General features: G+C 49.3%; 16 protein-coding genes. 3 read left to right on the top strand and 13 right to left on the bottom strand.

Annotated features, from left to right (window positions below; all coding sequences use genetic code 11):
- Positions 1 to 20: 20 nt before the first annotated feature.
- On the bottom strand, positions 21 to 3,170 hold the full coding sequence (locus tag C5O19_RS16375; RefSeq protein ID WP_104714479.1) for a PAS domain-containing hybrid sensor histidine kinase/response regulator: 3,150 nt from the start codon (positions 3,168 to 3,170) through the stop codon (positions 21 to 23).
- Positions 3,171 to 3,479: 309 nt separating this feature from the next.
- Between C5O19_RS16375 and C5O19_RS16380 the strand changes: the two genes are divergently transcribed.
- Positions 3,480 to 3,851 carry a WD40 repeat domain-containing protein gene (locus tag C5O19_RS16380; RefSeq protein ID WP_104714480.1) on the top strand — a complete coding sequence of 124 codons (372 nt, stop codon included), beginning with the start codon at positions 3,480 to 3,482 and terminating at the stop codon, positions 3,849 to 3,851.
- Positions 3,852 to 3,952: 101 nt separating this feature from the next.
- Here C5O19_RS16380 and C5O19_RS16385 read toward each other — a convergent pair whose 3' ends face one another.
- Together C5O19_RS16385 and C5O19_RS16390 are read right to left on the bottom strand one after the other, a co-directional pair.
- A complete protein-coding gene (locus tag C5O19_RS16385; RefSeq protein WP_104714481.1) occupies positions 3,953 to 5,089 on the bottom strand; it encodes a hypothetical protein in 1,137 nt (378 codons plus the stop codon).
- 165 nt (positions 5,090 to 5,254) lie between these two features.
- Positions 5,255 to 5,998, bottom strand: coding sequence for a glucose 1-dehydrogenase (locus C5O19_RS16390; protein WP_104714482.1), 744 nt, complete (start codon positions 5,996 to 5,998; stop codon positions 5,255 to 5,257).
- Positions 5,999 to 6,091: 93 nt separating this feature from the next.
- Between C5O19_RS16390 and C5O19_RS16395 the strand changes: the two genes are divergently transcribed.
- Positions 6,092 to 6,424: a winged helix-turn-helix transcriptional regulator gene (locus C5O19_RS16395; protein ID WP_104714483.1), complete on the top strand. Its 333-nt coding sequence runs from the start codon at positions 6,092 to 6,094 to the stop codon at positions 6,422 to 6,424.
- A gap of 56 nt (positions 6,425 to 6,480) precedes the next feature.
- On the opposite strand, the gene C5O19_RS16400 is transcribed toward C5O19_RS16395, so the two are convergent.
- Positions 6,481 to 7,005, bottom strand: a complete 525-nt coding sequence (locus C5O19_RS16400) for a hypothetical protein (RefSeq protein WP_104714484.1) — start codon at positions 7,003 to 7,005, stop codon at positions 6,481 to 6,483.
- Between the two features lie 279 nt (positions 7,006 to 7,284).
- Between C5O19_RS16400 and C5O19_RS16405 the strand changes: the two genes are divergently transcribed.
- Positions 7,285 to 8,505 (top strand): alpha/beta hydrolase, encoded by a 1,221-nt coding sequence (locus C5O19_RS16405; protein ID WP_104714485.1) that lies wholly within the window; start codon positions 7,285 to 7,287, stop codon positions 8,503 to 8,505.
- A gap of 218 nt (positions 8,506 to 8,723) precedes the next feature.
- Here C5O19_RS16405 and C5O19_RS16410 read toward each other — a convergent pair whose 3' ends face one another.
- The 9 genes from C5O19_RS16410 to C5O19_RS16450 form a co-directional block, all read right to left on the bottom strand.
- Complete coding sequence (locus C5O19_RS16410; RefSeq protein WP_104714486.1) at positions 8,724 to 10,391, bottom strand: sensor histidine kinase; 1,668 nt, start codon at positions 10,389 to 10,391, stop codon at positions 8,724 to 8,726.
- Between the two features lie 150 nt (positions 10,392 to 10,541).
- Positions 10,542 to 11,912, bottom strand: coding sequence for a chloride channel protein (locus C5O19_RS16415; RefSeq protein WP_165796041.1), 1,371 nt, complete (start codon positions 11,910 to 11,912; stop codon positions 10,542 to 10,544).
- Between the two features lie 228 nt (positions 11,913 to 12,140).
- The gene (locus tag C5O19_RS16420; RefSeq protein WP_104714488.1) at positions 12,141 to 13,988 is read right to left on the bottom strand and encodes a RagB/SusD family nutrient uptake outer membrane protein; all 1,848 of its coding nucleotides are present in this window, start codon (positions 13,986 to 13,988) and stop codon (positions 12,141 to 12,143) included.
- 10 nt (positions 13,989 to 13,998) lie between these two features.
- Positions 13,999 to 17,298: a SusC/RagA family TonB-linked outer membrane protein gene (locus tag C5O19_RS16425; protein ID WP_165796042.1), complete on the bottom strand. Its 3,300-nt coding sequence runs from the start codon at positions 17,296 to 17,298 to the stop codon at positions 13,999 to 14,001.
- Between the two features lie 147 nt (positions 17,299 to 17,445).
- Complete coding sequence (locus tag C5O19_RS16430) at positions 17,446 to 18,444, bottom strand: FecR family protein (RefSeq protein WP_104714490.1); 999 nt, start codon at positions 18,442 to 18,444, stop codon at positions 17,446 to 17,448.
- A 42-nt stretch (positions 18,445 to 18,486) separates the two neighbouring features.
- Entirely contained in the window at positions 18,487 to 19,128 is a 642-nt protein-coding gene (locus tag C5O19_RS16435) for an RNA polymerase sigma-70 factor (protein ID WP_243406421.1), read from the bottom strand.
- A 212-nt stretch (positions 19,129 to 19,340) separates the two neighbouring features.
- Positions 19,341 to 20,879, bottom strand: coding sequence for a glycoside hydrolase family 43 protein (locus C5O19_RS16440; protein ID WP_104714491.1), 1,539 nt, complete (start codon positions 20,877 to 20,879; stop codon positions 19,341 to 19,343).
- Positions 20,880 to 21,224: 345 nt separating this feature from the next.
- Entirely contained in the window at positions 21,225 to 22,151 is a 927-nt protein-coding gene (locus C5O19_RS16445; RefSeq protein ID WP_243406422.1) for a helix-turn-helix domain-containing protein, read from the bottom strand.
- Positions 22,152 to 22,177: 26 nt separating this feature from the next.
- Positions 22,178 to 22,918 carry an SDR family oxidoreductase gene (locus C5O19_RS16450; protein WP_104714493.1) on the bottom strand — a complete coding sequence of 247 codons (741 nt, stop codon included), beginning with the start codon at positions 22,916 to 22,918 and terminating at the stop codon, positions 22,178 to 22,180.
- Positions 22,919 to 22,944 lie beyond the last annotated feature (26 nt).

Here is a 22,944-nt window from a genome sequence, read left to right on the forward strand (position 1 = left end):
CTAATCTTCTTTGACACCGATTAGGACTGTTTTCGTTTCATCCAGTCCTCCATTAGTTGCATGAGTAATTCAAGTTTAACTGGCTTGACTAAATGCTCATCAAAACCAGCTTCCAGTGTACGCTGTTTATCCTCGAACTGGCCGTATCCGGTTAAGGCAATGAGCAGGATGGATTCACCCCAGGATTGTTGGCGAATGAGCCGACAGGTTTCATACCCATCCAAACCGGGCATACCAATGTCAAGTAGAATGGCGTCGGGTCGAACGCGTTCAGCGGCTTTAATTCCAGCATGGCCGCTATTCTCCGTGTGTACTTCGTATCCCTTCAATTCCAGGTACATACGCAAGGTCAAACAGGCATCCGGATTATCATCGACGATTAGAATTCGATACTGCGTGACGGCTTCGTGCGTATGCGGGGTGATTTCCTTAGTCCGTTGTATTTCGAGGGTAGGCAAATAAATCGTAAAGGTACTACCCTGACCCAGACCTGGGCTTTGAACGTCAATTCGACCCCCGTGCATTTCTACTAAACGTTTAACCACGGTCAAACCCACTCCTAATCCACCTTGTGAGCGGGCCAGCGAATGATCTACCTGTACAAACAAGTCAAAAATGGACGCTTGCTGCTCCCGCGTGAGTCCAATGCCATTATCCCGTACCTGAAGAATGGCTTGCTGTCCTTGATGTTCTAAACTCAGCCATACTTGCCCTTCGGCAAGCGTATACCGTACGCCATTGGTTAAAAGGTTGGTTACCATTTGGATTAAACGGGTGTCATCGCCTTCCATAAAGATTGGCGTGACCGGAAGACTCACGTGCAAGTGACGTTGCTTGGATTGATACAGCGGATTAGCCGCATCAACGGCTTGTTTCACTAGCTCTATCAGATTCACTCGTTCCTTTCGCAATTCGATTTTGCCCTGACTGATCCGGCTTACATCCAGCAGATCATCGACCAGCCGTACCAAATGATCCGTTTGCCGATTCATCATTTCGAGTATACGCTGAGCGTTGGAATCAGTGGTGGTAGTTAAGGAAAGCACCTGAAGTCCGTTGCGGATGGTAGACATGGGGTTACGTAACTCGTGGGCCAGCATAGCCAGAAATTCATCCTTTCGGCGAGCCGCTTCGCGAAGCGACTCTTCGGCGGCTTTCCGGTCGGTAATGTCGAACATCACGCCGCTCAGCTGTACCGGGACCCCATCGTGTTCGGGCGTAACTTTGCCGTAGCCACTCATCCAACGAACCTGTCCGTCCTCCCGTACGATTCGAAACTGCTCATCGTAAGGTACTCGTTGCTTGATGGTTTGATTAAGTTGGGAAGTAATAGGTTCCTGATCTTCGGGGTGAATATGGCTTAGAAACAATCCTGACTCTTCAATTCCGGATCGTACCTCTAAGCCCAATAGGTGATAATGCTGTTCATTCCAGTATACTTGGTCCGTTGGTAAGTGCCATTCCCAGGTGGCCATCTCAGCGGCTTCAACGGCCAGTCGGGTGCGGGTTTCAAGTTGCTGGCGAACCGCCTCTTCCTGCTTACGCAAGGTAATATCCCGACTAATTTTAGTAAAGCCCTGTAACTGGCCCTGCTCATTGCGAATGGCGACGGTGATTTCATTGACCCAGAAACGTTCGCCATTTTTACGTATTCGCTGCGTTTCTTTTTCGGTATGCCCAATCTGGCTAGCTTCTTCCAGCTCCTGTTGCAGATGGCCCGCGGCCCGCTCTTCCGGCGTATAAAACAGGTCAATGGGCTGACCCAGTACTTCTTCGGTCACAAACCCTTGTACTTGCTGGGCTGCTTCCGTCCATTCTACGATGATACCGTTGGCGTCAATACGGAAAATCGCATAATCGGGTAAGTTCTGAATCAATACTCGGTATCGCTCTTCGTTGACGCGTAAGGCCGATTCAGCCCGCTGAGCTATTTCATCTTTTAACCGAAGATTTTCTAATTCCGCCTGTTTTCGCTGGGTAATGTTATCGGTATTCATGACGAAACCATCACCCATTTTAACCAAAGTTAGATGAAACCAGTCCTTAAACTGTTCGCGATCATAGTATTGTTCATCGTTGATGGAAACACCGGTTTCGGTTACCTGAATAAATTTTTCAAACAAACCGGTCTCGCGTACACCGGGACTTATTTCCAGCAGGCTTTTTCCAATTACCTCACCATTTTGCTGGATTGCCAACTGATTATTCATGACCCAGACAAAATCAATAATTTTTCCATCCGGATCGCGTACGGCCTCAAAGGCCTGAATGATATACAGGGAACTGTCGAGAATGGTCTGTAAATGTTCTTTGGTCGTTGACAATTCCAGTTCCGCTTTTTTCCGGGCCGTCATGTCCGTAGTAGTGGTGGCTACCCCGTCATCCACTTTAACCGTAGATTGATAGAACCATCCGTGAAACTGTTCGTACGCATAATGACGTTCGGACTGATCCGGTATTCCCGTTTCGCAAACCCACTTGAAGGTATCAAAGATGCCAATTCGCTCTACCCCTGGTTGTAAAGTCAGCAAACTTTTACCAATCACATCGCCGTAGTGTCGCTCACTGGCCTTGTTGTTGAGCACCCAGGTAAAATCAATAATTTCTCCCGCTTCGTTACGCACGGATTTAAATACTTGAATCATTTCCAGCGTACTATCCAGGGTGGCCTGGAGCAGTTCCCGGTTTTCAGCCAACTCCTGGGTTCGCTTACTTACCTGTTGTTCGAGCCGTAACTGGTACGTTTGATGAACCTCCAGAAGTTTTTCCTCGGCCTGTTTTTTAGAACTAAGGTCAATCGTAAATCCCAGCCATTTTTTAACGGTCGCATCCGGGTTGAGAATTGGGGTGGCCCGTATATTAGTCCATCGCCAGCCTCCTTCGGGACGTTGCAGGCGAAATTCCAGATCTATCGGTTTTTGCTGGGGCAAAGCTTCTTGCCATTGCCGCAGGGCTTCCACCCGATCATCCGGGTGTACGGTGGCCGTCCAGCCCAGCTGTAACCATTCTTTGTATGTTTGACCCGTATACGCTCGCCAGCTGGGCGAGTCCGCAAGCACGTTACCCTGAACATCGGTTTCCCAAAAGGTCTGAGCTAAGGATGCTAATAAGATCTGACATTCCTCCGCACCAGGAAGATGAGTAGAGTGGGGTAGGTTTGAGGTATTCATACGTAGAGGCAATACGTTACAGACAGAACGGCATTGAAGCCTTTTAATCTCCACCTAAGCAGTGACTGGAAGCGACTGAAGCAATAGGATGAGTTCTAATCGGCTTGGGACGATTTCTCAAAATTTGTTAAAATGTTGTTCCTATCGGCAGGAGCCGGTACTTTGGATAGGGGAAGTGTACGGCAATACTTAGCTTTCCTCCGTTTGATAAAATCCTCTGCTATGAAACCATTCCTTGCCTTATCTGTATTCTATTTTATTAGCCTAATCTCGTGTTCAAAATCGCCACAACCCACGTTAAAGGCAAAATTGAGCAATGAAACCCCGCATGGAATTACGTATTCTCCGGATGGAAAATCCATTGCCGCCGGCGTTTGGGGAGCGGTGCGTATCTGGGACCTAGCTACGCAACAGGCTACCGATTATCCAACTAAATTAAAAAACGAAACCCCGCGACGGGTAAGTTTTTCGCCCGATGGACGCTGGATTGCCGCGGGTACATTCAGGGGAGTACGGGTCTGGAATGTTCAGACGAAGTCGTACCATGATTATGACTTACCCTTAGGGAATGCCACGCCACGGCGAGTTCATTTTTCGCCGGATGGTCGTACCCTTGCTGCGGCTGCTTGGGGCGGTGTAATGACCTGGTCCTTAGTCGATAGTACTAAGGTAGGTGAATAAAACTGGTAGAAATATTCCGATACCATATATCGTTTTTAGTAAAGTACGAGGGTCTGACGTAATAATTGCCAGTACGTCAGACCTTCGTGCTGATTTAACTACTAATCTACCGGAACAAAAACGCTGCCCCCCATACCAAAAGTATCTTTGGAATCCGGATAAAAGTAGAAGAAGCGACGTTCTACCTGACCATTGTTAAATTTCAAGGTAATGACGTGTTGATCCAGTTGATAGGTACCGGCCAAATCTTTGTTACTGTACGCAGAAACATTCGCATCGGATCCGCCACCGGTAGACTCCAGCCGAAATTGGCCATTGGGAGAAAAGGTGATCCGTTTCATGGAAACCACCACGGAGCTACCACCAAAGGCTACGTTTCCGCCACCGCTGATGGATTTGAAACTACCCGAGAGTTTCTCGCCGGGTTTAGCAGCTACGGCCACGTGCCAGTGATCCCACGTACTGGTTTTGCCATCACTTTCCTGGATTCGTAGTTGGGAACCCTGCTTCTTCCAGCGGCCCCATCGTTTCGGTTCAATCTGTCGGGAAGTCGGTACATCCAGGTCGTAAGGCGGCACGTCGGGGTATTCGTATACAGTACCGTCCTTCAGAAACAAATACGCTTCGTAATTCTGCGTAACGAATCCACCTACTCCAAAACCGGTTTCCAAGTGCATGTAAATGCCCTGAATCTGAGCCGCCGTAAGGCCCTTGCCCGGTGCCGTCAGTGGTGTTTCCGGACGTTTGGAACGGGCCCTTTTTTCGGGTTTCTTCTTTGACGCAGTCGTGCTAGTAGAAACGTTGCTAACCGTTGTAAAGTGCTTGATTGCTTCAGTCAGGTAAGGTTTGAAGAATTTAGGATCGGCATCGGTAATGATACGTGCCCAGTGAATCTGACCGGCTTGTTCCACCGCCATGTACGCCACCACCTGAGCTTTGCCCTGATTCATAATCGCTCCCGTAAAATTCTGAATGGGCCCGGTATGATTGTATTGTAAGGGTCGAACCTGCTTACCGAGTGTAGGAAGATCCGTTTCCGCCTTATTCTTTAACCAGCTTTGTGTGGATTTAGTACTAGCTTCCGGTGGGTACAAGGAGTACAGAAACACCCGGTTGGTGGGCAGGTTCGGAGGACTCATCTCAAGCGTAATACCTTGTTGACGGCTCGACCATCCGGAAGGAGGTGTTTGACCCATACCCACCCGAACCAGCAGGAAAAAAAACAGCAAGTATCTCATAGGCAATCGTTGAGGTTACCCGGCAAAGGTACGGATGCCTGCTAAAAGCGTGAGTATGGCCGGCATTATCGTTACTAGAAAGGAAGCAGGTTAAAAAATGACCCTTCCTTGATCAGCAGCGAAGCCGGATCAAGGAAGGGTGTTTGTAGCGGAAACTTCTGGCGATTACAGCGTCATACCGCCATCAATTACGAAATCAGACCCGGTAATAAACGAAGCCGAATCCTCACATAAATAGCAAACCAGCCGAGCCACGTCTTCAGGCGTACCGATTTTACGTAATGGAATCATCTCAGTCAGGTTACGGTAGAGGGCATCTAAAGTAGCCTCGTCGAGTCCGGCTTTCTTCATAACTTCTGTCTGCGTTGGACCGGGACTTACCATATTAACCCGAATTTTTCGGGGAGCGAGTTCATTAGCTGCCGTTTTGGCAATGGAATTCAGGGCTGCTTTACTGGCTTGATAAACTGAACTATTGGGATGATACGTTGAAGCCACCATAGAGGATAATATCACCACGGAAGCTCCGTCCTTCAACAAGGGGATACTTTGGCTAAGTGTGAAATAAGCCCCGCGAAAGTTGATGTTCATCACCGCATCAAAGTTGGCTTCCGTCATTTGCTCAATGGGCAGCAGCTCTCCCGTGATTCCAGCATTGATAAACAGAATGTCCAGCGGGCCATAGGCTTGCTGGATTTGCTTTAATAGGGCTTTAGTATCCTCTACATTCGCCTGATCGGCTACAAAAGGAACGGCTCCGATTTCCTGAGCGGCCTTTTCGATGGCTTCTTTCCGGCGGCCTGTGATGATGACGGTAGCTCCTTCATCGACTAGTTCGCGGGCTGTTGCATACCCGATTCCACTATTGCCACCGGTTACCAGGGCTATTTTATTGCTGAATCTTTTCATGGTTTTTATAAGAATTTTTGCCAAAGCTATAGGGAATATGATATACTTTTGTAACCAGTATAACGAAGTATACCAGGTAACACGGATCAACTCATGGACCGAGATCAAGCCGAAGAGCTACGAGCCCTGCAAGACACACTTTTCTTTATCGGTGGAAAGTGGCGAATCCCCGTCATTAATGCCCTTTGTAACGGGCATCGACGATTTAGGGAAATCGAACGAAGTATTCCCGGCATTACGACCCGGATGTTGTCGAAAGAGCTGAAGGAAATGGAGATGAATAAATTAGTGAAGCGAACGGTCTACGACGATACGCCAGTATTAGTGGAATACGAGCCCACTACGTACTGTCGCACCTTTGGAAAGATCATTGGGGAAATGATTGCCTGGGGCAGGGAGCACCGGAAGGAAGTGACCAAAGATTAAAAGCGGATAAAAGGAAAGCGGCTATGGATGTATGAGTCATCCATAGCCGCTTTTACTTAATCATCGATTTCAATGTGTTCGGCCCGAACTACTCTACCCTGATCGAACTTTAGAGATAACTGATGGTACAAAAAACTCAGGGAACCGCCACCCGATCCCATCGAATAGGTCCAGGTATTGACTGAATTTTTTTTCCAGATGCATCGTCCGTAGCGGTCTGGATCGCCCAAAATGTCTTTGACCTGAGTCGTATCTTTCCCTAATAAAAGTTCTCTGTCAATCAGATCCTCGGCCATTTGAAACCGTTTGTGAGTTTGGGTCGCCCAAAGCTCAGCCTCAAAATCCAGGTTTGGCGTGTAGCTCATCGCCTGGAAATATAAAAGGACTAAGGCTACGTAAAGGATTGGCGTGCTTGCAATGGTCAGAATCCAGGTAACTTCTCGGCGGGTCTTTTCATCTACTTTAATTACAGCCGTAAAAAGCCACTGTAGAAAAAAATAATTGGCTACACCCAGTACAAATACGATAAAATAGACTTCAATACTAAGGCCAAGAACGACAGGGAGGGTAAACAGAATCATATAGGTCAGATAGATGTGGTGTGGAAAGTTAAAAATTAGTCGTTTAAACCTTTCAAAAAAGATCAAATATTTATTATATCAATTGTTTTTCAGTACTTTAGAGCATTAAATAGCATCGTATCTTCTTTACAAAACGAAGCTAAGCTAACGTACTGCCTGGTTCAAGTTTACTACAAAAGCAATACGATTTCTTACCTTTTCTGACTACGCTTACCTTTCGAGTCTCCGCCTTTCCAGTACGCGTTTTACAGCATTCTCCTCTTTTAACTATTAACCTCTATGCTTACCACTTTTACACGCGGGTACAACCAAGCCCGATTTCAGACCCTTCCGGTTCTGCTTATTCTGTTGATCCTTACGGTAACGAGTTGTATTAAAGATCACAACCCCGAACCAGATTTTAAGTACTTGGTGAAAGCCGAGTCAATCGCTCAAGTACCTGTCAACGAGGTTAAACAGCGGGCTTCGGTCTTGGCACCAATCGTGCAGTACGGGGTGACTGCCTATCGCGTTACGTACCAAACGCCCGGGGTTGATCAAAAACCGCTTTTGGCCTCGGGTCTGATTCTGGTGCCTACGGGTTACACGGGCGAACTTCGCGTACTCAGTTTCCAGCACGGTACGATTACTACGCAACAGGAAGCCCCCTCTCAGTACCAACCCGTTGGCAATATGGAAGCCTACGGGGCGGGTACGCTGGCGGCTTCGCTCGGGCAGGGCTATATGGTCGTCATGGCTGATTACTTGGGTTTTGGTGAGAGTAAAGCCTTGCCGCATCCCTACCAGCATAAAGCTAGTCTGGCTTCGGCTACGCTGGATATGCTTCGGGCGGCTCGTGAGTTTGCCACCAGCCAGGGAATTAAGCTACAGAAAGGAGTACGTTTAGGCGGATACTCCGAAGGCGGATACGCTACCCTGGCTCTACACCAGGTTTTGGAAGCTTCGAATGAGTTTACGGTGTTGGCCAGCTATCCAGCCGCGGGTGCTTATGACATGGCAGCCACGGCGGATTGGGTGGTGAGTCAGGATAAAGATTTACCCGTGTTTGCTTCCGCCTATTACATGTGGGTACTGCTTACTTACAATCAGCTTTACGGCATCAATGCTCCCTTAACCGATTTTCTTACGCCGGGTAATGCAGTTAAAGTAGGGGCTGCCATAGCGGCAGGCAACCCGCTGGCGGCGGATGTGGATTTGAACCCTACAAAGCTGTTCAGCCCATCCTTTATTGCAGGAATTAAAAATAAAACGAATCAGCCGCTGCTTCAGGCCTTACAAGCGAACAACGTTTACGATTGGAAACCTCAGGCTCCGGTACTATTTATGCATTCCGCAGGGGATGATATTGTCCCAGCTTTAAATACACAAATAGCCCTGCAAGCCATGCAGGCCAAAGGAGCTACGGTAGGTTTTCTTCCCCTAGGTACGGCTACTACGACCCACCGGGAAGGAGCACAGCTCTACTTGGCTGCTATGATACAGTTACTAACGACTCCCTAAGGCTTTACACTCGAATATAAGTTTTACAAAGAATAACAAGGGCTAGCAAACCGTTTGCTAGCCCTTGTTATTCTTTGATTACTAAAGTTTGTACAACCCGTTTGAGAAAACTTGAATGGAGGTTTTCTTGAATTCTTGTGAACGTTAGCTTATGCCTAGGGGCGTCAATTCGACTGAGAAAAAGGAAATACGAAAACGAATGAAGATCTATGCTATCCTTATAGGGTCGGTCTTTTGTCCTCATTTTCTTTTAGTACGTTAGGAAAGAAAACCTGGAAGGTAGCTCCCTTACCCAGCTGACTGTACGCCGTAATGGCTCCGCCCATGCTAGTTACAATCTTTTCACTAATGGCTAGGCCAATGCCGTTGCCACTGTATTCACTTTTACTGTGTAGGCGTTGAAAAATCTGAAACATTCGGGGTAGGTATTCGGGATCAAAACCCACGCCGTTGTCCGTAACATCAATGCGAATGTACTGAGCAGCCTTTTGAGCGGGATGTATTTTTAGTGAAAGGTCAGACGCATTGATTAGGGTTGAAGTGAGCTGAATGCGAGGAATAGTGGTGGCCCCGGAGCGATCCACCCGACTAAATTTAATCGCATTGGACAACAGGTTCTGGAAAAGTCGAATCAGCAGTTGTTTTTGTCCCCAAACCGTGGGCAAAGGATCGATAGAAAGCTCAGCTTGGGATTCTTTCAGGGATAGTTCCAATAATAGAACCACCTCCTCCAATACCTCGGATAAGGATACGGGCTTGGGGCTATTGACTCTGGATGGAACCTGTGAAAATTCCAGTAAAGCCTGCATTAGCTCCGACATTCGCCGAGCCGAGGCCTGTACACGGTTTAAGTAATTCTCTGCTACCAGATTCTGATCAGGCAATTGCGGTCGCAGCAAATCGACAAATTGCTGGATTTTACGCAAGGGCTCCTGTAAGTCATGGCTGGCTACATAAGCAAAACTTTGGAGCAGTTCATTCGAACGACTCAGTTGAATATTAGCCTGACTCAATTGTTCATTGTTGCGGGTCAGTACCTCGGCCATAACCTGCGATTCTTTCCGGCGACTTTCGATTTCCTGACGAGCCAGTACCATTTCAGTCACGTCCGTAGCGACTACAACAATATATTCTTTTCCTAAAGTCCCCAGCAAAGGAGCGTAAACAAAGTTGACATACGCTAGCTCTGAAACGCCATTGCGGACGAAGTAGGCGGGTTGCTCTTGGCCCCCTACGGGTTGATTGGTCGCTCTGACTTGCTCCAGCAATTCTTCCAAACCTAGCCCCGCAATACCCGGAAAAGCCTCAAACACGGGCCGGTTTAATACTTCTTCTACGGGTCCACTCAGATTCCAGATCTGCTGAAAGGGCGTATTAGCAAAACGAAGGATGTAGGTAGGCCCTTCTAACAAGGAAATGCCCAGGGGTGCCTGCTCAAAGAAAAGGGATAGCCACTGGTCTACTTCCCGGGTGGTTATAACTTTATCACTAACGGTAATTTTTACTTCCTGACAAAGACCGGTGGAGCCGATGAAATCTCCTTCCGAAGAAAAATAACTTTGTCCCCAGTACCGAATGCTCCTGACCTGATTGGGCGAAAGCATAATTCGGATACGCTCGTCTATTTGCGTTGGAGCCGCCAGGAGTCTTTCCCAAGCTTTAGTAAATGTGCCTTGATCCTCCGGATGAATGAGAGCAAGCAGTTGCTGAAAGCGAAGAAAATCAGCAGTATCGGGTACATTTAGTAGGGTCCGAGCGAGCTGATCTATTATCAAATCGTGGGTAAGCGGAAGGATTCGCCAGGCTCCCAGACCAGCCGCCTGTAAAGCTAAAGATGGGTCTAAACGATCCTCGGAAAAAGCGTCTAGCCGCTGGTCATTATTCATGCAAGAAAAAGAAGCCTCAAACGTATTGCATATTGATAACGAACTAGGCACTTTAAAGTTTTAAAAAGATTGAATAGGGTTGTGATTGAAGGGATATTCTTTGTGATTCATGAGTTATAGTCATGAATCAAGTGATCATTGAGAAATCATTTAAGCGGGCTGGGTTAAAAATTCCTCTTTTCGGATTTCGTAAAACGAATGACGCAGAATTAAGCTAGCCGCCACATTGGCAATGATGCCCGCCAGCAGGAAATAAAAGATAGCCGAATGCCGATCCGTCATCTCCAGTACCAGGATGGCCGAAGTAAAGGGCGTACGCGTCACGCCCGTCAGGAAACCAATCATACCCACCAGAATGAGTAAATTATGGTGCTGAGCCTGAACGGGAATGACATATTCCAGCAACAGGGAGCTGAGCATGGCTCCGGAAGACAAGGACGTGGCAAAAATACCCGCCGCTCCACCCGCCGAAAACGACAGGGCATTGCCAATAAATCGAACCGGAAAAGCGTACCAGGCAATATGCTCCGTGCCTTCAAACAAGGCCTGATTAATCAATTCTTTTCCCGAACCCATGGCCTGTACCCCCGAGAAAAAAACGATCGTCGCAAACAGTAGACCCAGTCCGGTTACGAATACGAGTTGTCGGGTCAGGCCCGGAAAACGTTTTCGCAGGGAAGAAATCAGCAGTAATAGCTTGGTAAAGGCCGAACCCGCCAGTCCTGTAACAAAGGCAATGCCAATGACCAGCCAGATCGACTCTAACGGCAGCCGAGTAATTTTTGGAAAGCCCAGAAACAGATACGGACCCAGCAAAAACTGACTCGTTATCCCCGCAATGATCACGGAGCTAAGGACAGCCGTTCGGAAAACGGCGAGATGGGCTTTGGTTAATTCCTCGACTACGTATACAATACCACCGAGCGGCGTGTTAAACGCCGCCGCTAGTCCGGCCGCTCCTCCCGTCACGATCATGACCCGTTGCGAGACTTTATTCCAGGTTTCGGGTACAAGCCGGTAAATGGTTTCAAAAATGGACCCGGCAATCTGAAGCGTTGGGCCTTCCCGTCCGGTGGCACCCCCGCCGAGGAGCAGTACCAGATTGCTCGCCACTTTTACCAGTGCAATGCGGAGGCTGAGTAATTTATCTACTTTCCAGTGAGCCTTCGTTTCGGCCAGATCTACAGCGGCCATGAGCTGCGGAATACCACTGCCCGAAGCCGTTGGAGCGAGGTAATGCGTGAGCAACCAGGCTCCGCAAAAACAGAGAGGCGTCGTCAAAAAGATTAGATACGGGTGATTTTGGTACCAGTGCATACCCGTATGCTCGACGAAAGCAAATACTTTTTCGTACCCTACCGCCATTAATCCGACTAAAACCGAAGCGATCCACAAAGGAGCGGCTCGCAAAGGTGCCGTAGACAGATTATGTGCAATCAGCCAGTGATTGATTTTTTGTACACCCGTACTGCGGCTGACGCGTTTGAGATACTTTCGTAAGCGTATCTCCCATTCATTCAAGTGATATTTGCCCCTCATCATCATAGATTCATGATGGCTCGAAGGTACTAAGGTTTAATGGGAGGGAACAAATAGAATTGTTTTTAAGTGAAAAGTATAGGTAACGATCGATTCTTCACCAGAAGAAATCCGATCCTGGAAACTTCCCGATGCCGTTCGAAATACCGATCAGGTCATGCAGCTACTCTTTTAACTAAAAAGGAGCCAGTACTTATCAGCTCCTTTTTCTTAGTATCCATTTGATCCGTAATCCGCTGCGTTACTGATGGCATCCAGAAAGCTTTGTGGAATAGGTCGTACGGTATGTCTGGATTCGTTGAAATCAACGCTCACGATGGGATTCGTCGATTGCAGGTACGACTTGGTCAGTTTACCCATCCGTTTTAGGTCATACCATCGCCAGTGCTCGCCGGTTAGTTCGCGGGCCCGTTCGTTTACCAGGAAATCCAGCGTGACCTGATTAGGCGTTACCGTGATTTCACTTTCGCGACTGGTTTGGGCAGCCCGTTTGCGAATGGTGTTGACGTAATCCGTCGCTTTCGCCTGGTTGTTGAGGTAGAGGGCAGCTTCAGCGGCAACCAAATAAATGTCGCCCAAACGGATAATCGGAATGTCACCCATCCAGTATTGATTCGTGTAGGCAAATGGCTTGCTCGAAAACTTCCGCATCGCCGGGTAAATGTTAATCAGGTTCGGGTAGTTGGCCGGAATCTGAGCCGTCGTTTTATAATTGCCCGTACCGGTATCAAACAAATCGCTCGGGTCGGCTATCAGGTATGGTAGTTTACTTTTGGTCGTTTCATCAATCGTCCAGTTCGGCGTAAAGACGGCCAGCCCCTGATCGTTGGTCATGTTGGTTTCTTCTTCCAGTTGCGTCGTAACGGGCAGGAAGGGACTGGTGTAGGGGGCCGTAGTACCCAGAATAACCTTCCCAACCACGGACGGATCTTTCCGGTATGCCGTAGCCATGGCGGCGGTAATCGTTTTGTTCGCGTTGGCGTAAAACTTATACGTAAACGTCTCTTTGAACCGCGTGTCCGGTGTGTTTTCCTGCGGCTCGAAAATAGTGGTGAGCAGGTACTTGCTGGGTTTGTAATAGCGGGAGTTGGCCCGTCCGTACAAGACGCTGGTTTCGCGGGTACCCCATTCGGCACCCCGACCACCCAATTCCGGCAGGTAGTACTGTCGCGTACGGCCCCGGTTGTACTGCTCTGGGTTCAGGCCTGAGGTAGGATCAATGGCTTGGAGGAACAGCGACTCGGTGTTGGTTTTGTTATTGGCTCCGTCCCACAATTTGCTGAAACCCGAACGGCTGGCGTCGCTCAGATACAGGGCACAACGGAACGTTGCCGCGTTATTGATGAGTTGTTCGGCCGTTTCCAGGGCCAGACGGGCGTAGGTTTCTTTTTCGCCCAGACGGGTGCGTTGCAGATACACTTTCGCCAATAATCCGTAAGCGGCTTTCTTACTGACCCGACCGCGAAGGGACTGCGTATAAGGCAAGTGCTCACAGGCGAATTTCAAATCGGAAATAATGGAATCGTAAAATTCCGCTTCGGTATTCCGTACCGGGCTCAGCTCTACGCTCCCCTCAGCCGCTGATGTCTTTGACAGGGTTACGTTACCGAACTGCTCGACGAGGTTAAAATTGGCATACGCCCGAATGAAGTACGCTTCGGCAATTTTGGCGTCCAGCTCCGCCTGCGATGCATAGCCTTTTACATTCTTCGAGTAGTTAATGGCTGTGTTACAGTAGTTCACCAGCGAATACAGGCCGTTCCAGATCACCCGAACGGTACCCGTCGTCGTGTTGAGGGTGTTGTTGTACAGCAAAAGCCCAATGTCATTGTTACCGACGTTCACCCAACTATCCGTACCCGCTTCGGTAGGGCCGATCAGGTCCACTTTTCCATGAAAAAAGTACAGATCAGTGTAACAGCCGTTGATGGCTCCCTCCAGGCCCGCTTTGTCCGTCAGTACCCCTTCCACGGGTAAGCCGGCGGGGTTGTATTCGCCCAATTTCTGGCAGGAGGCGAGTGTCCAGATGGCTACGAAAATCAGTGTATATACTCGCATACGAATGGTTTTAAAAGGAGAGGTTCACCCCCATAATGATTTGTTTGAAGAGCGGAAAGGAATCCGAGCCGCCCGATTCCGGATCAAATCCTTTCAACAAAGGGCTTCTCGTGAAAATCAGTGGATTATAGATCGTACCGTAAAACCGCATCCGGGATAAGCCCAGGGTATTCTGCAAGGGCTTGGGCAGGGTATAGCCCAGGGTAATATTCTTGACTTTTACGTACGAGCCGTCCACGTAATTGAGGGCCGAAACGAAAGTGTTACTAAAAGCTGAACCCGGTTGCGGAAAATCATTCGTCGGATTCGTAGGCGTCCAGTAGTTGTAGGTTTCGGGCTGGGAAATCGTATTCCAGTAACCCAGTCCGGTCGCATTGATCGTATGGCCGAAACGCATGTTGACGAATAGAGTGAGATCAAAGTTTTTATAAGCAAACGAATTCTGAATCCCCATGAGCCACCGGGGGTTCGCACTGCCCACAATCATCCGATCGGCGGCTGAATAGGCATGTACCCCGTTGTCGGATTCGCCATTGGCATTGACTCGCGGGACGGTTTGCAGCCGAATATCACCGGGTTTAGCTCCGTACAGGCGGGCCTGAGCACTATCCGCTGTTTGCCAGATGCCCGTTTTCTTGTAATCGTAAAAGGTGCGAAGCGGCGAGCCAACGAAAAGGTTTTCCGAGATGAGCGAAGTGGCACTCTGAGCGTTTCCCAAATCAATACTAACCAGCTTTTCACGGGCGGCCGTAAAGGTTACGGTGGTGTTCCATTGAAAATCCTTCTTTGCCATCGTACGGAAAGAGGCAGTCAGTTCTAAGCCCTCATTCTGCGTTTTGGCAATATTCAGCACTTTTGTGTACAGGTTTTTCGCGTCGAAGCCACCGGCCGTCGAAGGTAAATTGCGTTTGTACAACACCCCATCCGTACGCGTCCGGTAGAGGTCGGCCGTCAGGTCAATTCTGCCGTTGAATAGGGAGAAATCGGTGCCAAAGTTGGTGGTATACGACTTTTCCCAGGTAAGATCCGGATTGCCTAAGGCCTGTTTCAGCACGTAGATGGGCAAAATACTCGAACCGCCCAGCGACAGGTTGGACCCCGCCGTTTTGGATACCATTTCCGAAATGCTTTGGTACGGCGAAATGTTATTATTCCCCGTAACCCCGTAGCTGAAGCGAACTTTCAGATCATCGATCCAGGTCTTGACGCCTTCCATGAATTTTTCATCACTGGCCCGCCAGGCTACCGACACCGAAGGGAAGGACGCCCAGTTGCGGTACAACTGCGAAGCCCCGTCCCAGCGATTGGATAAGGTCAGCAGATACTTACTCCGATAGCTGTAGTGCAAACGTCCAGCGTACGACATCCGGCTGGTTTCCGAATAGCTTGTTGAACGGTTGCTGACGGTATTGGCGGCTCCGGTGTTGTAAAACTGATAGTAATCAAAATCCAGGCCGTTAACTGAAATATTGGACGTTTCCGTCTGCGTCTTTGCCATCGAAGTGATCGCCGTGGCGGTTAACTGATGGTCTTTGGGTAGATTCAAGTTGTAGGTTGCGTAAGTTTCCCAGATGTACGAATAGCCAAAGCCGTTGGAGTAACTCGCTTCCTTGTTGACCCGTCCTTCCGATGCCGGATTATAGGCTCGTTCGCTCTGGAAAAAGCCATCCCGAGAACCCGAGGCCGTCAAACCCAGGTTGGACCGGATGGTCAGGTTATCGAGGGGCGTTAATTCGACGTAGGGATAAATATTGACATTCAGGCTTTTGGAATTGTCTACGTACACGCCGGGAGCATAATTGGCAATGGGGCTGATGGTAGAGTTGCTTTCACCCAGGGGCCGGAGTCGAACGGTGCCGTCTTCATTGTACGCTTCACCTACGGGAGCTACACTATACGCTTTGTTCACCCGGCTGGCGGTGGCATCGGTATTGCGGGCCGTCAGTACGGTTTGAATCCCGGCTTTGAACAGCTTGCTGAACTTCAGGTCCATGCCCGTACGCAGGTTGAGAATCTTGGCTTCGTCGAATTGGTAAATCCCCTTTTCTCCGATGTAACCCATGGACAAATAAGCCTGCACTTTGTCCGTGCCGCCCCGCAGGGAAACGAAGTGGTTTTGCTGAACCCCGGTTTTAAGCGTTTCATCCACCCAGTTTACCCAGCGGCCCTGCTCGACCAGATTACGCACTTCCACGGACGAAACCAGATCGACGAGGTTATCGGTATAGGTGCCCCGTTCGGTAAAATAGCGGTCTTTCTGGTACTGAATCCAGCGGTTGCCGGTAAGCGGTTTGGGAAAACGGGCGAAGCCGTTGATGCCGTAATAACTGTCGACGTCAATCTGTAATTTGCCCGCTTTGGCCTTTTTGGTGGTAACGATGATGACCCCATTGGCTCCGGCAACCCCATAGATGGACGTAGCCGCCGCGTCTTTCAGCACATCAATGTTTTCAATATCATTGGGATTCAGGGCATTAATATTTCCCGGTACGCCGTCGATCAGATACAGCGGCGTTTGTCCCCCGGAAATGGAGCGGTTCCCGCGTAAGAGAATGTTGGGCGTAGTTCCAGCCCGGCCGCTGCCCCGTTCAATATCCAGACCCGCCACGCGGCCCTGCAGGGCTTCCACGGGATTTGTTACCGGACTTAGGGTGATGTCGGCAGCTTTCACGCTGGAAACGGAACCGGTGAGGTCTTTTCGGCGAGTGGTACCGTAACCGATGACCACTACTTCGTCCAGAGCACTGGGTTCGGGTTGCAGGGAAACATTCAGTACGGTCTGATTGCCTACCAGCAACTCCTGGCTTTTATACCCCACAAAAGATAGAATCAGCGTGACTTCGCCGTCGGGAATACTCAGCTTGAACTCCCCCTGTACGTCGGAGTTGGTACCCCGCGTCGTGCCTTTCACGATGATGCTGACCCCCGGCAGTGCTTCACCTTTTTCGTCCTTGACCGTTCCCTGAATCTGGCGATCTTGGGGAGCTTTGGGTAACTCTACTACCTCGGCTAGGGCAGCGAGTGTGGGCGTACCGATGGGAACTGTGGTTTTTTCAGGGGAAGTGGAGGTCTGTTCCTGTAGCTTGCGGTTGCGTACAATCATGTATACCCCGTCGCTTATTTTTTTGAAGCCGAGGGCATTGGGTTGCAGTAGTCGCGTCAGGTTTTCTTCGAGGGAACGTTTGCGATCCACTACCGCTGGATCGACGGGCAATTGCACCAGGCGATCTTCAAAAATGATGTTGATCCGGTAGGTGCTCTTTAGCTGCATTAATACATCCCGCAGGGTAGCGTTGGGTTGGCGGGTCATCTGATTCGTAACAAAGGAAAATCCGGGCCTCGTCTGTGAGTGGGCCAACACCTGCGAACAGACGGATAGGGAAACACAGACCAATAGCGATCTTCGAGCTCGCCGGGAAAGCAGTCTCATACACAAAAATAGGTTTAGGGTTAGCGTCTAGTCTTTGAAAACAATCCGGTTGTCGTGACGGGTGAAATTGATGGCGAATAGTTCGGCGATAAGCTCCAGGGTAGCTTCGGGGTTTTCGGCGGGTAAGAGGCCCGTAGCCGTTCGACTGGCGAGTTCCGGATCGTTAATTTCCACTTTGAACCCATAGGTTTCTTCGAGAATGGATGCCAGTTCCCGGAGGGAGGTTCGGTTGAGTGTGAGGTGATGGTCTTTCCAGGAAGCGTATTGCTCCGGATGGGCAGTATGCGAGCGACTGAGTTTTCCCGACGGATTCACGACAACCAGATCGCCGGGCTGCATCACGAGCGGAGAAGCCTGCGGAGCCTGTTTCATCTGTAAGGCCACTTTTCCGGATCGGAGTGTAACCTGCGAGCGACGACTGCGGGCAAAAACGGTAAACTGGGTGCCTAAGACATTCACTTCCAGACCACTGGGAATGGAAACGATGAAAGGTTGATGCTGCGGCGTATGTTCAATCTGGAAATCAGCTTCGCCCCGCAGTTCGACCCGACGCGTACCTTCGCCAAAGCCAAATCGTGGGTAACGTAACGAAGAGTTGGCATTCAGGGTAACGCTTGAACCGTCCTCAAAGGAAATTTTCCGGGTTTCACCGTATCCCGTTTCACTCGTCTGGTAATAAATCAGGTTCCGAATGGCCGGAAAAGAGACACCCAGAAAGGCAACGACCAGCACGGCCGCAATTAGCCGAACCGATATCCGGTTCCACCAGCGGGTGGGCGTATCCTCCGTTTGAAGAATAGATTCCGGCTCGGATTCCTGATGAAGCATTTGCTGCGTACGCTGAAAAGCATTCTCCCACGAGGCTCGGCCCTGAAGGTGGTTTAACTCCCATTCGTGCAGCCACTGGTAGTACTGTTCGTGGTTGTCGGCATGCTTCAGCCAGTCTTCAATGACTTTCTTCTGCAGGGGTGTAGCCCGACCCGCGAAGTAATCGTGCACCGTGTTTTTAATGACCTGGTCTTCCATGGTAATCGGTTGGCTTTCAATAGGTGGTTGGGATGAAAGATATTAGCTAAACCACTGTAGCAGGATGGCTATTGCCAGAATAGCTTTCCGAAGCTGACTCAAGGCTTTCGCCATATGAGCTTCTACGGTTTTCAGGGACAGGTTCAATTCTGTAGCGATTTCCTTGTTTTTCTTTCCCTCAAACCGGCTCAACATGAAGACCCGCTGACATTGGGCGGGAAGCTGTAAAATAGCCTGATCTATGCGTTGGTACAACTCATCATACTCAATCAGGGATTCGGGATTGTTTGCCTCTGAGAGGTGTTCGGAAGATTCCGGGGAAGTCGTATTTTTCTCTTCTTTCAACTCATAACGAACGTAGGTATACGCCCGATTTCGCACCGCCGCGTACAAATACGAACGAAACGTACCCTGCATGGAAGCGTAGGTATTACTCTTCCAGAAATCATGAAATACATCACATACAATATCCTCCGCCTTTTCTCTGGTATACACAAAGCGTAAGGCATGGCTGAACAAAGGCTGATAATACAGACGAAACAGGGCTTCAAAACCTTTCCCGGTAGACTCGGCAAAAGCGGCTCGAATAAAATGTTCGTTATCAATCACTTTGGACGGTTCCGGTTGCAGACGCTCTTCCCGCAAAGAAGTTTCTGATATAGAAAGCTTTTCTACCAATCCCATTAGCTACAGATAAGTCTTTACTAGGGTGACAAAGAATACCCCCCATACCCTTAGTACTCAACTCGAAATATTTTAATAAAAACTTCGTGAAGTAATATAATCGATCTAGGATTGGTGACCCACGTGGAAATCAGTTAGGTACCTATCAAAGAACCCCCAAAGGAATGCCTGATTCCTTTGGGGGGGGTATACGGGTTCTAGCTGTATCTAAATTATTGGTAGGAAAGGGCAAAGAAGCTAAAAACGGCTGGTTCGGTTGTCGTACCCTGATGCAGTAAGCCGGGTCGTGGACTACGATCCCAGGGGGGCAGAAAACTTCCATTATACACGCCAGCAGCAGTGGTGAGTTCGTTCCATTTTTTACCGTCCGGACTCCAGTAAAACCGTATATGAGAGCCGTCTTTCACGTCCATTTTAAGCTGAACTGCTTTTGCTGCGGCAATCGACTCCTGCCGGAGAATCTGCCGCTGATCTTTCTTTACTTCCCAAATCTGTACCTGATTGCCCTGAATGCCGAGGCCTACGGCTTGTCCGGCATCCCCGTAGAGCACCAGACCTTTCAAGGCCGCATTTTGATTGACGACTTCGGTGGTCATGGTATAATCACCCAGAAGGGGGCGAATCGTCAACGCCGTACCGGAAAGGTTGTTTGCAAGGGATTGACCCGTTAAGAAAAGGTTGCCCTTACTGACTTTAACTTCCGGTGTGGCATGACGAAAATCCCACTGCCAGCTGCCAGATACCGCGGTTGCTGAAAAGTCATCCCGGAAATTCTTGACGCGTTCCGCCTCGTTGCCCAGCGGTTTGATTCGGGGCCATTCCGCATCCCACACCACTTCGCCCAGCATACCTTGTCGGCCCGTGTACACAAGCTCCTTCTTATGGTAAGCATGGTACAGGTAATAGGTTTTGCCAGTTGGCGAAGTAACCAGCGTGCCGTGGCCCGTACACTTCCATTCGTCAGTTTCGGCCAGTAAAGGATTGCCTTCAAAGCGAGTATAGGGGCCTTGCAGAGATGCCGACCGGGCAACTTCTACTTTGTAATTACAGTCCCTGCCGCAGCAATTGCCCGGGGAATAAAACAGATAGTATGCGTTGTCTCGCTTGATGAGAGCTTGTCCTTCCAACCCTTCTTTTTTATCATCCCGCAGGAGCATAAAGGGTTCTCCTTGTACTTTTAATCCGTCATTGGAAAGTCGACTCCCCAGAATTTCAATGGGCCGCTGATCCAGACCATAGGCTTTCCAGGTGATGTACAACTGCCCCTTATCTTCGATCACAAAAGGATCAATCGCTTCTTTGCCAAACTCAAGCAAAATGCCCCGGTCAGTAAATCCTTTTGCTGGGTTACTGGATGTTGCTACACCGATACAGGAAATGCCATCGCTTTTTTTGCGGGCTACGTAGTACACAAAGTAGGTGCCGTTTCGGTAATACAGCTCCGGGGCCCAGAACGAAGCCGCCGCCCAGACGGGCGTTTTGGGAAACACGTACCCTACGGGTTGCCAGTGGAGTAAATCGGTAGACTGCAGTACGGGAAAATGGGGTGCCCATTCCGAAGAAGTTCCGGTCGCGTAGTATGTTTGACCCACACGAATGATCGAAGGGTCCGCGAAATCCCCGGGAATGACCGGATTTTCGTGACGCTGACTACTATCGATTAAAGCTAATGTAGAGACAGAGGAAATGCTTTCAGGCGTTGAGAAAGTCAAAAAGGGAAGAGTAATGAGTAGGAATAAAAGGAGTTTCATACGGTTTGTCGAGGTAGTACATGCGGCAATCGGCTGTCGTAAGCGTGTACGTATCGTTAGCCTTGCCGGCACAAAGAAATGTAAAATCGACCGTTTTTTTACGTATGAATCGACTTTGCCTGACGGGAAGCGGCAGAAAAGACCAACCGAATGAGTGGGGCAAAAAGCGGCTGATTACTCGAAAGAGAATCGCTTTCTCATCAAAACTGCCAGGCAAGACCGATTCTGCTTTTATAAACTACACAGGAGGATCTTTAAGAAATAGGTCCTCCTGTGTACTCCTGTTAGTCTGCAGGAAATTGGTATCGAAAGAGACATTCTGATCTATGCGTTCTCATCTGAAATCTAATCCCTGAAGGATTGCCGAAAGGCCACCGGAGAAAGTCTGGTTTTGGATTTAAACAACTTACTGAACGATTGCGGATGCTCGAAACCCAGATGGTAGGCAATTTCGGCCACGGTTAAGCCACTCGTACTTAGGTAGGTTTTTGCCGCTTCAATCAACTGATTGTGAATGTACTGCTGCGTGCTAAGCCCCCGCAGAGTTTTGAGCATATCCGTTAAATAGCGGGGCGATACCTTCACGTGATCCGCTACTTCCTGTACCGTGGGAATGCCGTTCAGCGGTTGTGAAAATCGGCTGATCAGGTAGGCATCCATGGTGTTTATCAAATCATGATGAACGGCTTTACGCGTCAGAAATTGCCGATTGTAATAGCGATTACTGTGATGCAACAGCAGTTCAAGCTGCGAAACCAGTACGTCCTGACTAAAGGCGTCGATATTGGTGTGAAGCTCCCGCTGAATGGAATCAAATAATGAGGTAATGACCTCCTTTTCACTCGCCGATAAAAACAAGGCTTCCGAGACGTCGTAGGAAAAGAAATGATACTGCCGGATCGTTTTGCCGAGCGGATAGGTTCGAATCAGGTCCGGATGAAAATACAGAGCGAACCCCTCGTAACTGTCCGTTGAAGCGGTCATGGTAACCAACTGATGCGGAGCTAGAAAAGCCAGTCCACCCTCCTGAAAATCGTAGTAGCCCGGCCCGTAGCGAACCTGTCCGTTAAATCGGGTTTTGAAAGAGATTTTATAAAAATCAAGCATCAACACGGCTCCGGCCTGCTCTAAATCGGGAGCCGTTGCCTGATACGAAACCAGAGCGATCAGCGGATGTAAAGGCTTCGGTTGCTTTAGGTACTCTAGCAGCTCAGTAATCGTTTTAAAAACGTGCGTTTGCGGTGCTTTCATGCGATCAATCTTTACAAGCATAACGGCTGAGGAATAAATGCCCTCTACTAGTCCTGGGCGGTAGGACGAATGACAATATCACCAATTTCTACGTCATCCGGTTGTTCCAGAGCAAAGGCCACGGCCCGGGCCACGGCTTCGGGAGGCAGGCCGAACGTGTCCATTTGATCCGTGATGGCTTCTTTTAAAGCTTCATTTTTCAACTGAGCTACAAAATCGGTTTTTACCATGCCCGGTGAAATGCCCGTTACCCGATACTTCCCTTTAGATTCCTGTCGTAGGGCTTCATGAATGGTGCGAACGGCATTTTTGGTTCCCGCGTAGACGCCCTGATTGGGTGTAATTTTGATACCCGAGGTGGAAATAATGGTAATGATGTGCCCGAAACCCTGTTGTTTGAATACCGCCAGCCCCGCAGCGATACCGTACAGGACTCCTTTCAGGTTAATATCGATCATCTTTTCCCAATCCCCAATTTGTAACTCATCCATACGCGAAAGCTCACTCACGCCCGCATTGTTGATGATAGCATCTACCTTGCCGTACTGCTGACGGGCCAACTCGACCAGACGCGTCAGGTCTGCCTGCTGGCTAACATCGGTTAGTGCATAAGTAGCCTGTTTGCCCTCTTCTTTGATTTGATGTACGAGTTCGATCAGACGATCTTCCCGCCGGGCTCCCAGCACTACGATTGCCCCTTGCTGAGCTAACAGGCGAGCGATAGCTTGGCCAATGCCACTACTGGCTCCCGTGATGACGATAACTTTTCCCTGATTTGTGCTTGACATACGTGTGCTGTGGAATGTTTCGACAA

It is taken from the genome of Siphonobacter curvatus, from assembly GCF_002943425.1.
Taxonomy (GTDB): domain Bacteria; phylum Bacteroidota; class Bacteroidia; order Cytophagales; family Spirosomataceae; genus Siphonobacter; species Siphonobacter curvatus.

What these genes read in the sequence shown, in the direction of transcription:
- C5O19_RS16375 (WP_104714479.1), bottom strand. Translation starts at nt 3,170, where the DNA reads ATGAATACCTCAAACCTACCCCACTCTACTCATCTTCCTGGTGCGGAG.
- C5O19_RS16385 (WP_104714481.1), bottom strand. Translation starts at nt 5,089, where the DNA reads ATGAGATACTTGCTGTTTTTTTTCCTGCTGGTTCGGGTGGGTATGGGT.
- C5O19_RS16390 (WP_104714482.1), bottom strand. Translation starts at nt 5,998, where the DNA reads ATGAAAAGATTCAGCAATAAAATAGCCCTGGTAACCGGTGGCAATAGT.
- C5O19_RS16395 (WP_104714483.1), top strand. Translation starts at nt 6,092, where the DNA reads ATGGACCGAGATCAAGCCGAAGAGCTACGAGCCCTGCAAGACACACTT.
- C5O19_RS16400 (WP_104714484.1), bottom strand. Translation starts at nt 7,005, where the DNA reads ATGATTCTGTTTACCCTCCCTGTCGTTCTTGGCCTTAGTATTGAAGTC.
- C5O19_RS16405 (WP_104714485.1), top strand. Translation starts at nt 7,285, where the DNA reads ATGCTTACCACTTTTACACGCGGGTACAACCAAGCCCGATTTCAGACC.
- C5O19_RS16410 (WP_104714486.1), bottom strand. Translation starts at nt 10,391, where the DNA reads ATGAATAATGACCAGCGGCTAGACGCTTTTTCCGAGGATCGTTTAGAC.
- C5O19_RS16420 (WP_104714488.1), bottom strand. Translation starts at nt 13,988, where the DNA reads ATGCGAGTATATACACTGATTTTCGTAGCCATCTGGACACTCGCCTCC.
- C5O19_RS16425 (WP_165796042.1), bottom strand. Translation starts at nt 17,298, where the DNA reads ATGACCCGCCAACCCAACGCTACCCTGCGGGATGTATTAATGCAGCTA.
- C5O19_RS16430 (WP_104714490.1), bottom strand. Translation starts at nt 18,444, where the DNA reads ATGGAAGACCAGGTCATTAAAAACACGGTGCACGATTACTTCGCGGGT.
- C5O19_RS16435 (WP_243406421.1), bottom strand. Translation starts at nt 19,128, where the DNA reads ATGGGATTGGTAGAAAAGCTTTCTATATCAGAAACTTCTTTGCGGGAA.
- C5O19_RS16440 (WP_104714491.1), bottom strand. Translation starts at nt 20,879, where the DNA reads ATGAAACTCCTTTTATTCCTACTCATTACTCTTCCCTTTTTGACTTTC.
- C5O19_RS16445 (WP_243406422.1), bottom strand. Translation starts at nt 22,151, where the DNA reads ATGCTTGTAAAGATTGATCGCATGAAAGCACCGCAAACGCACGTTTTT.
- C5O19_RS16450 (WP_104714493.1), bottom strand. Translation starts at nt 22,918, where the DNA reads ATGTCAAGCACAAATCAGGGAAAAGTTATCGTCATCACGGGAGCCAGT.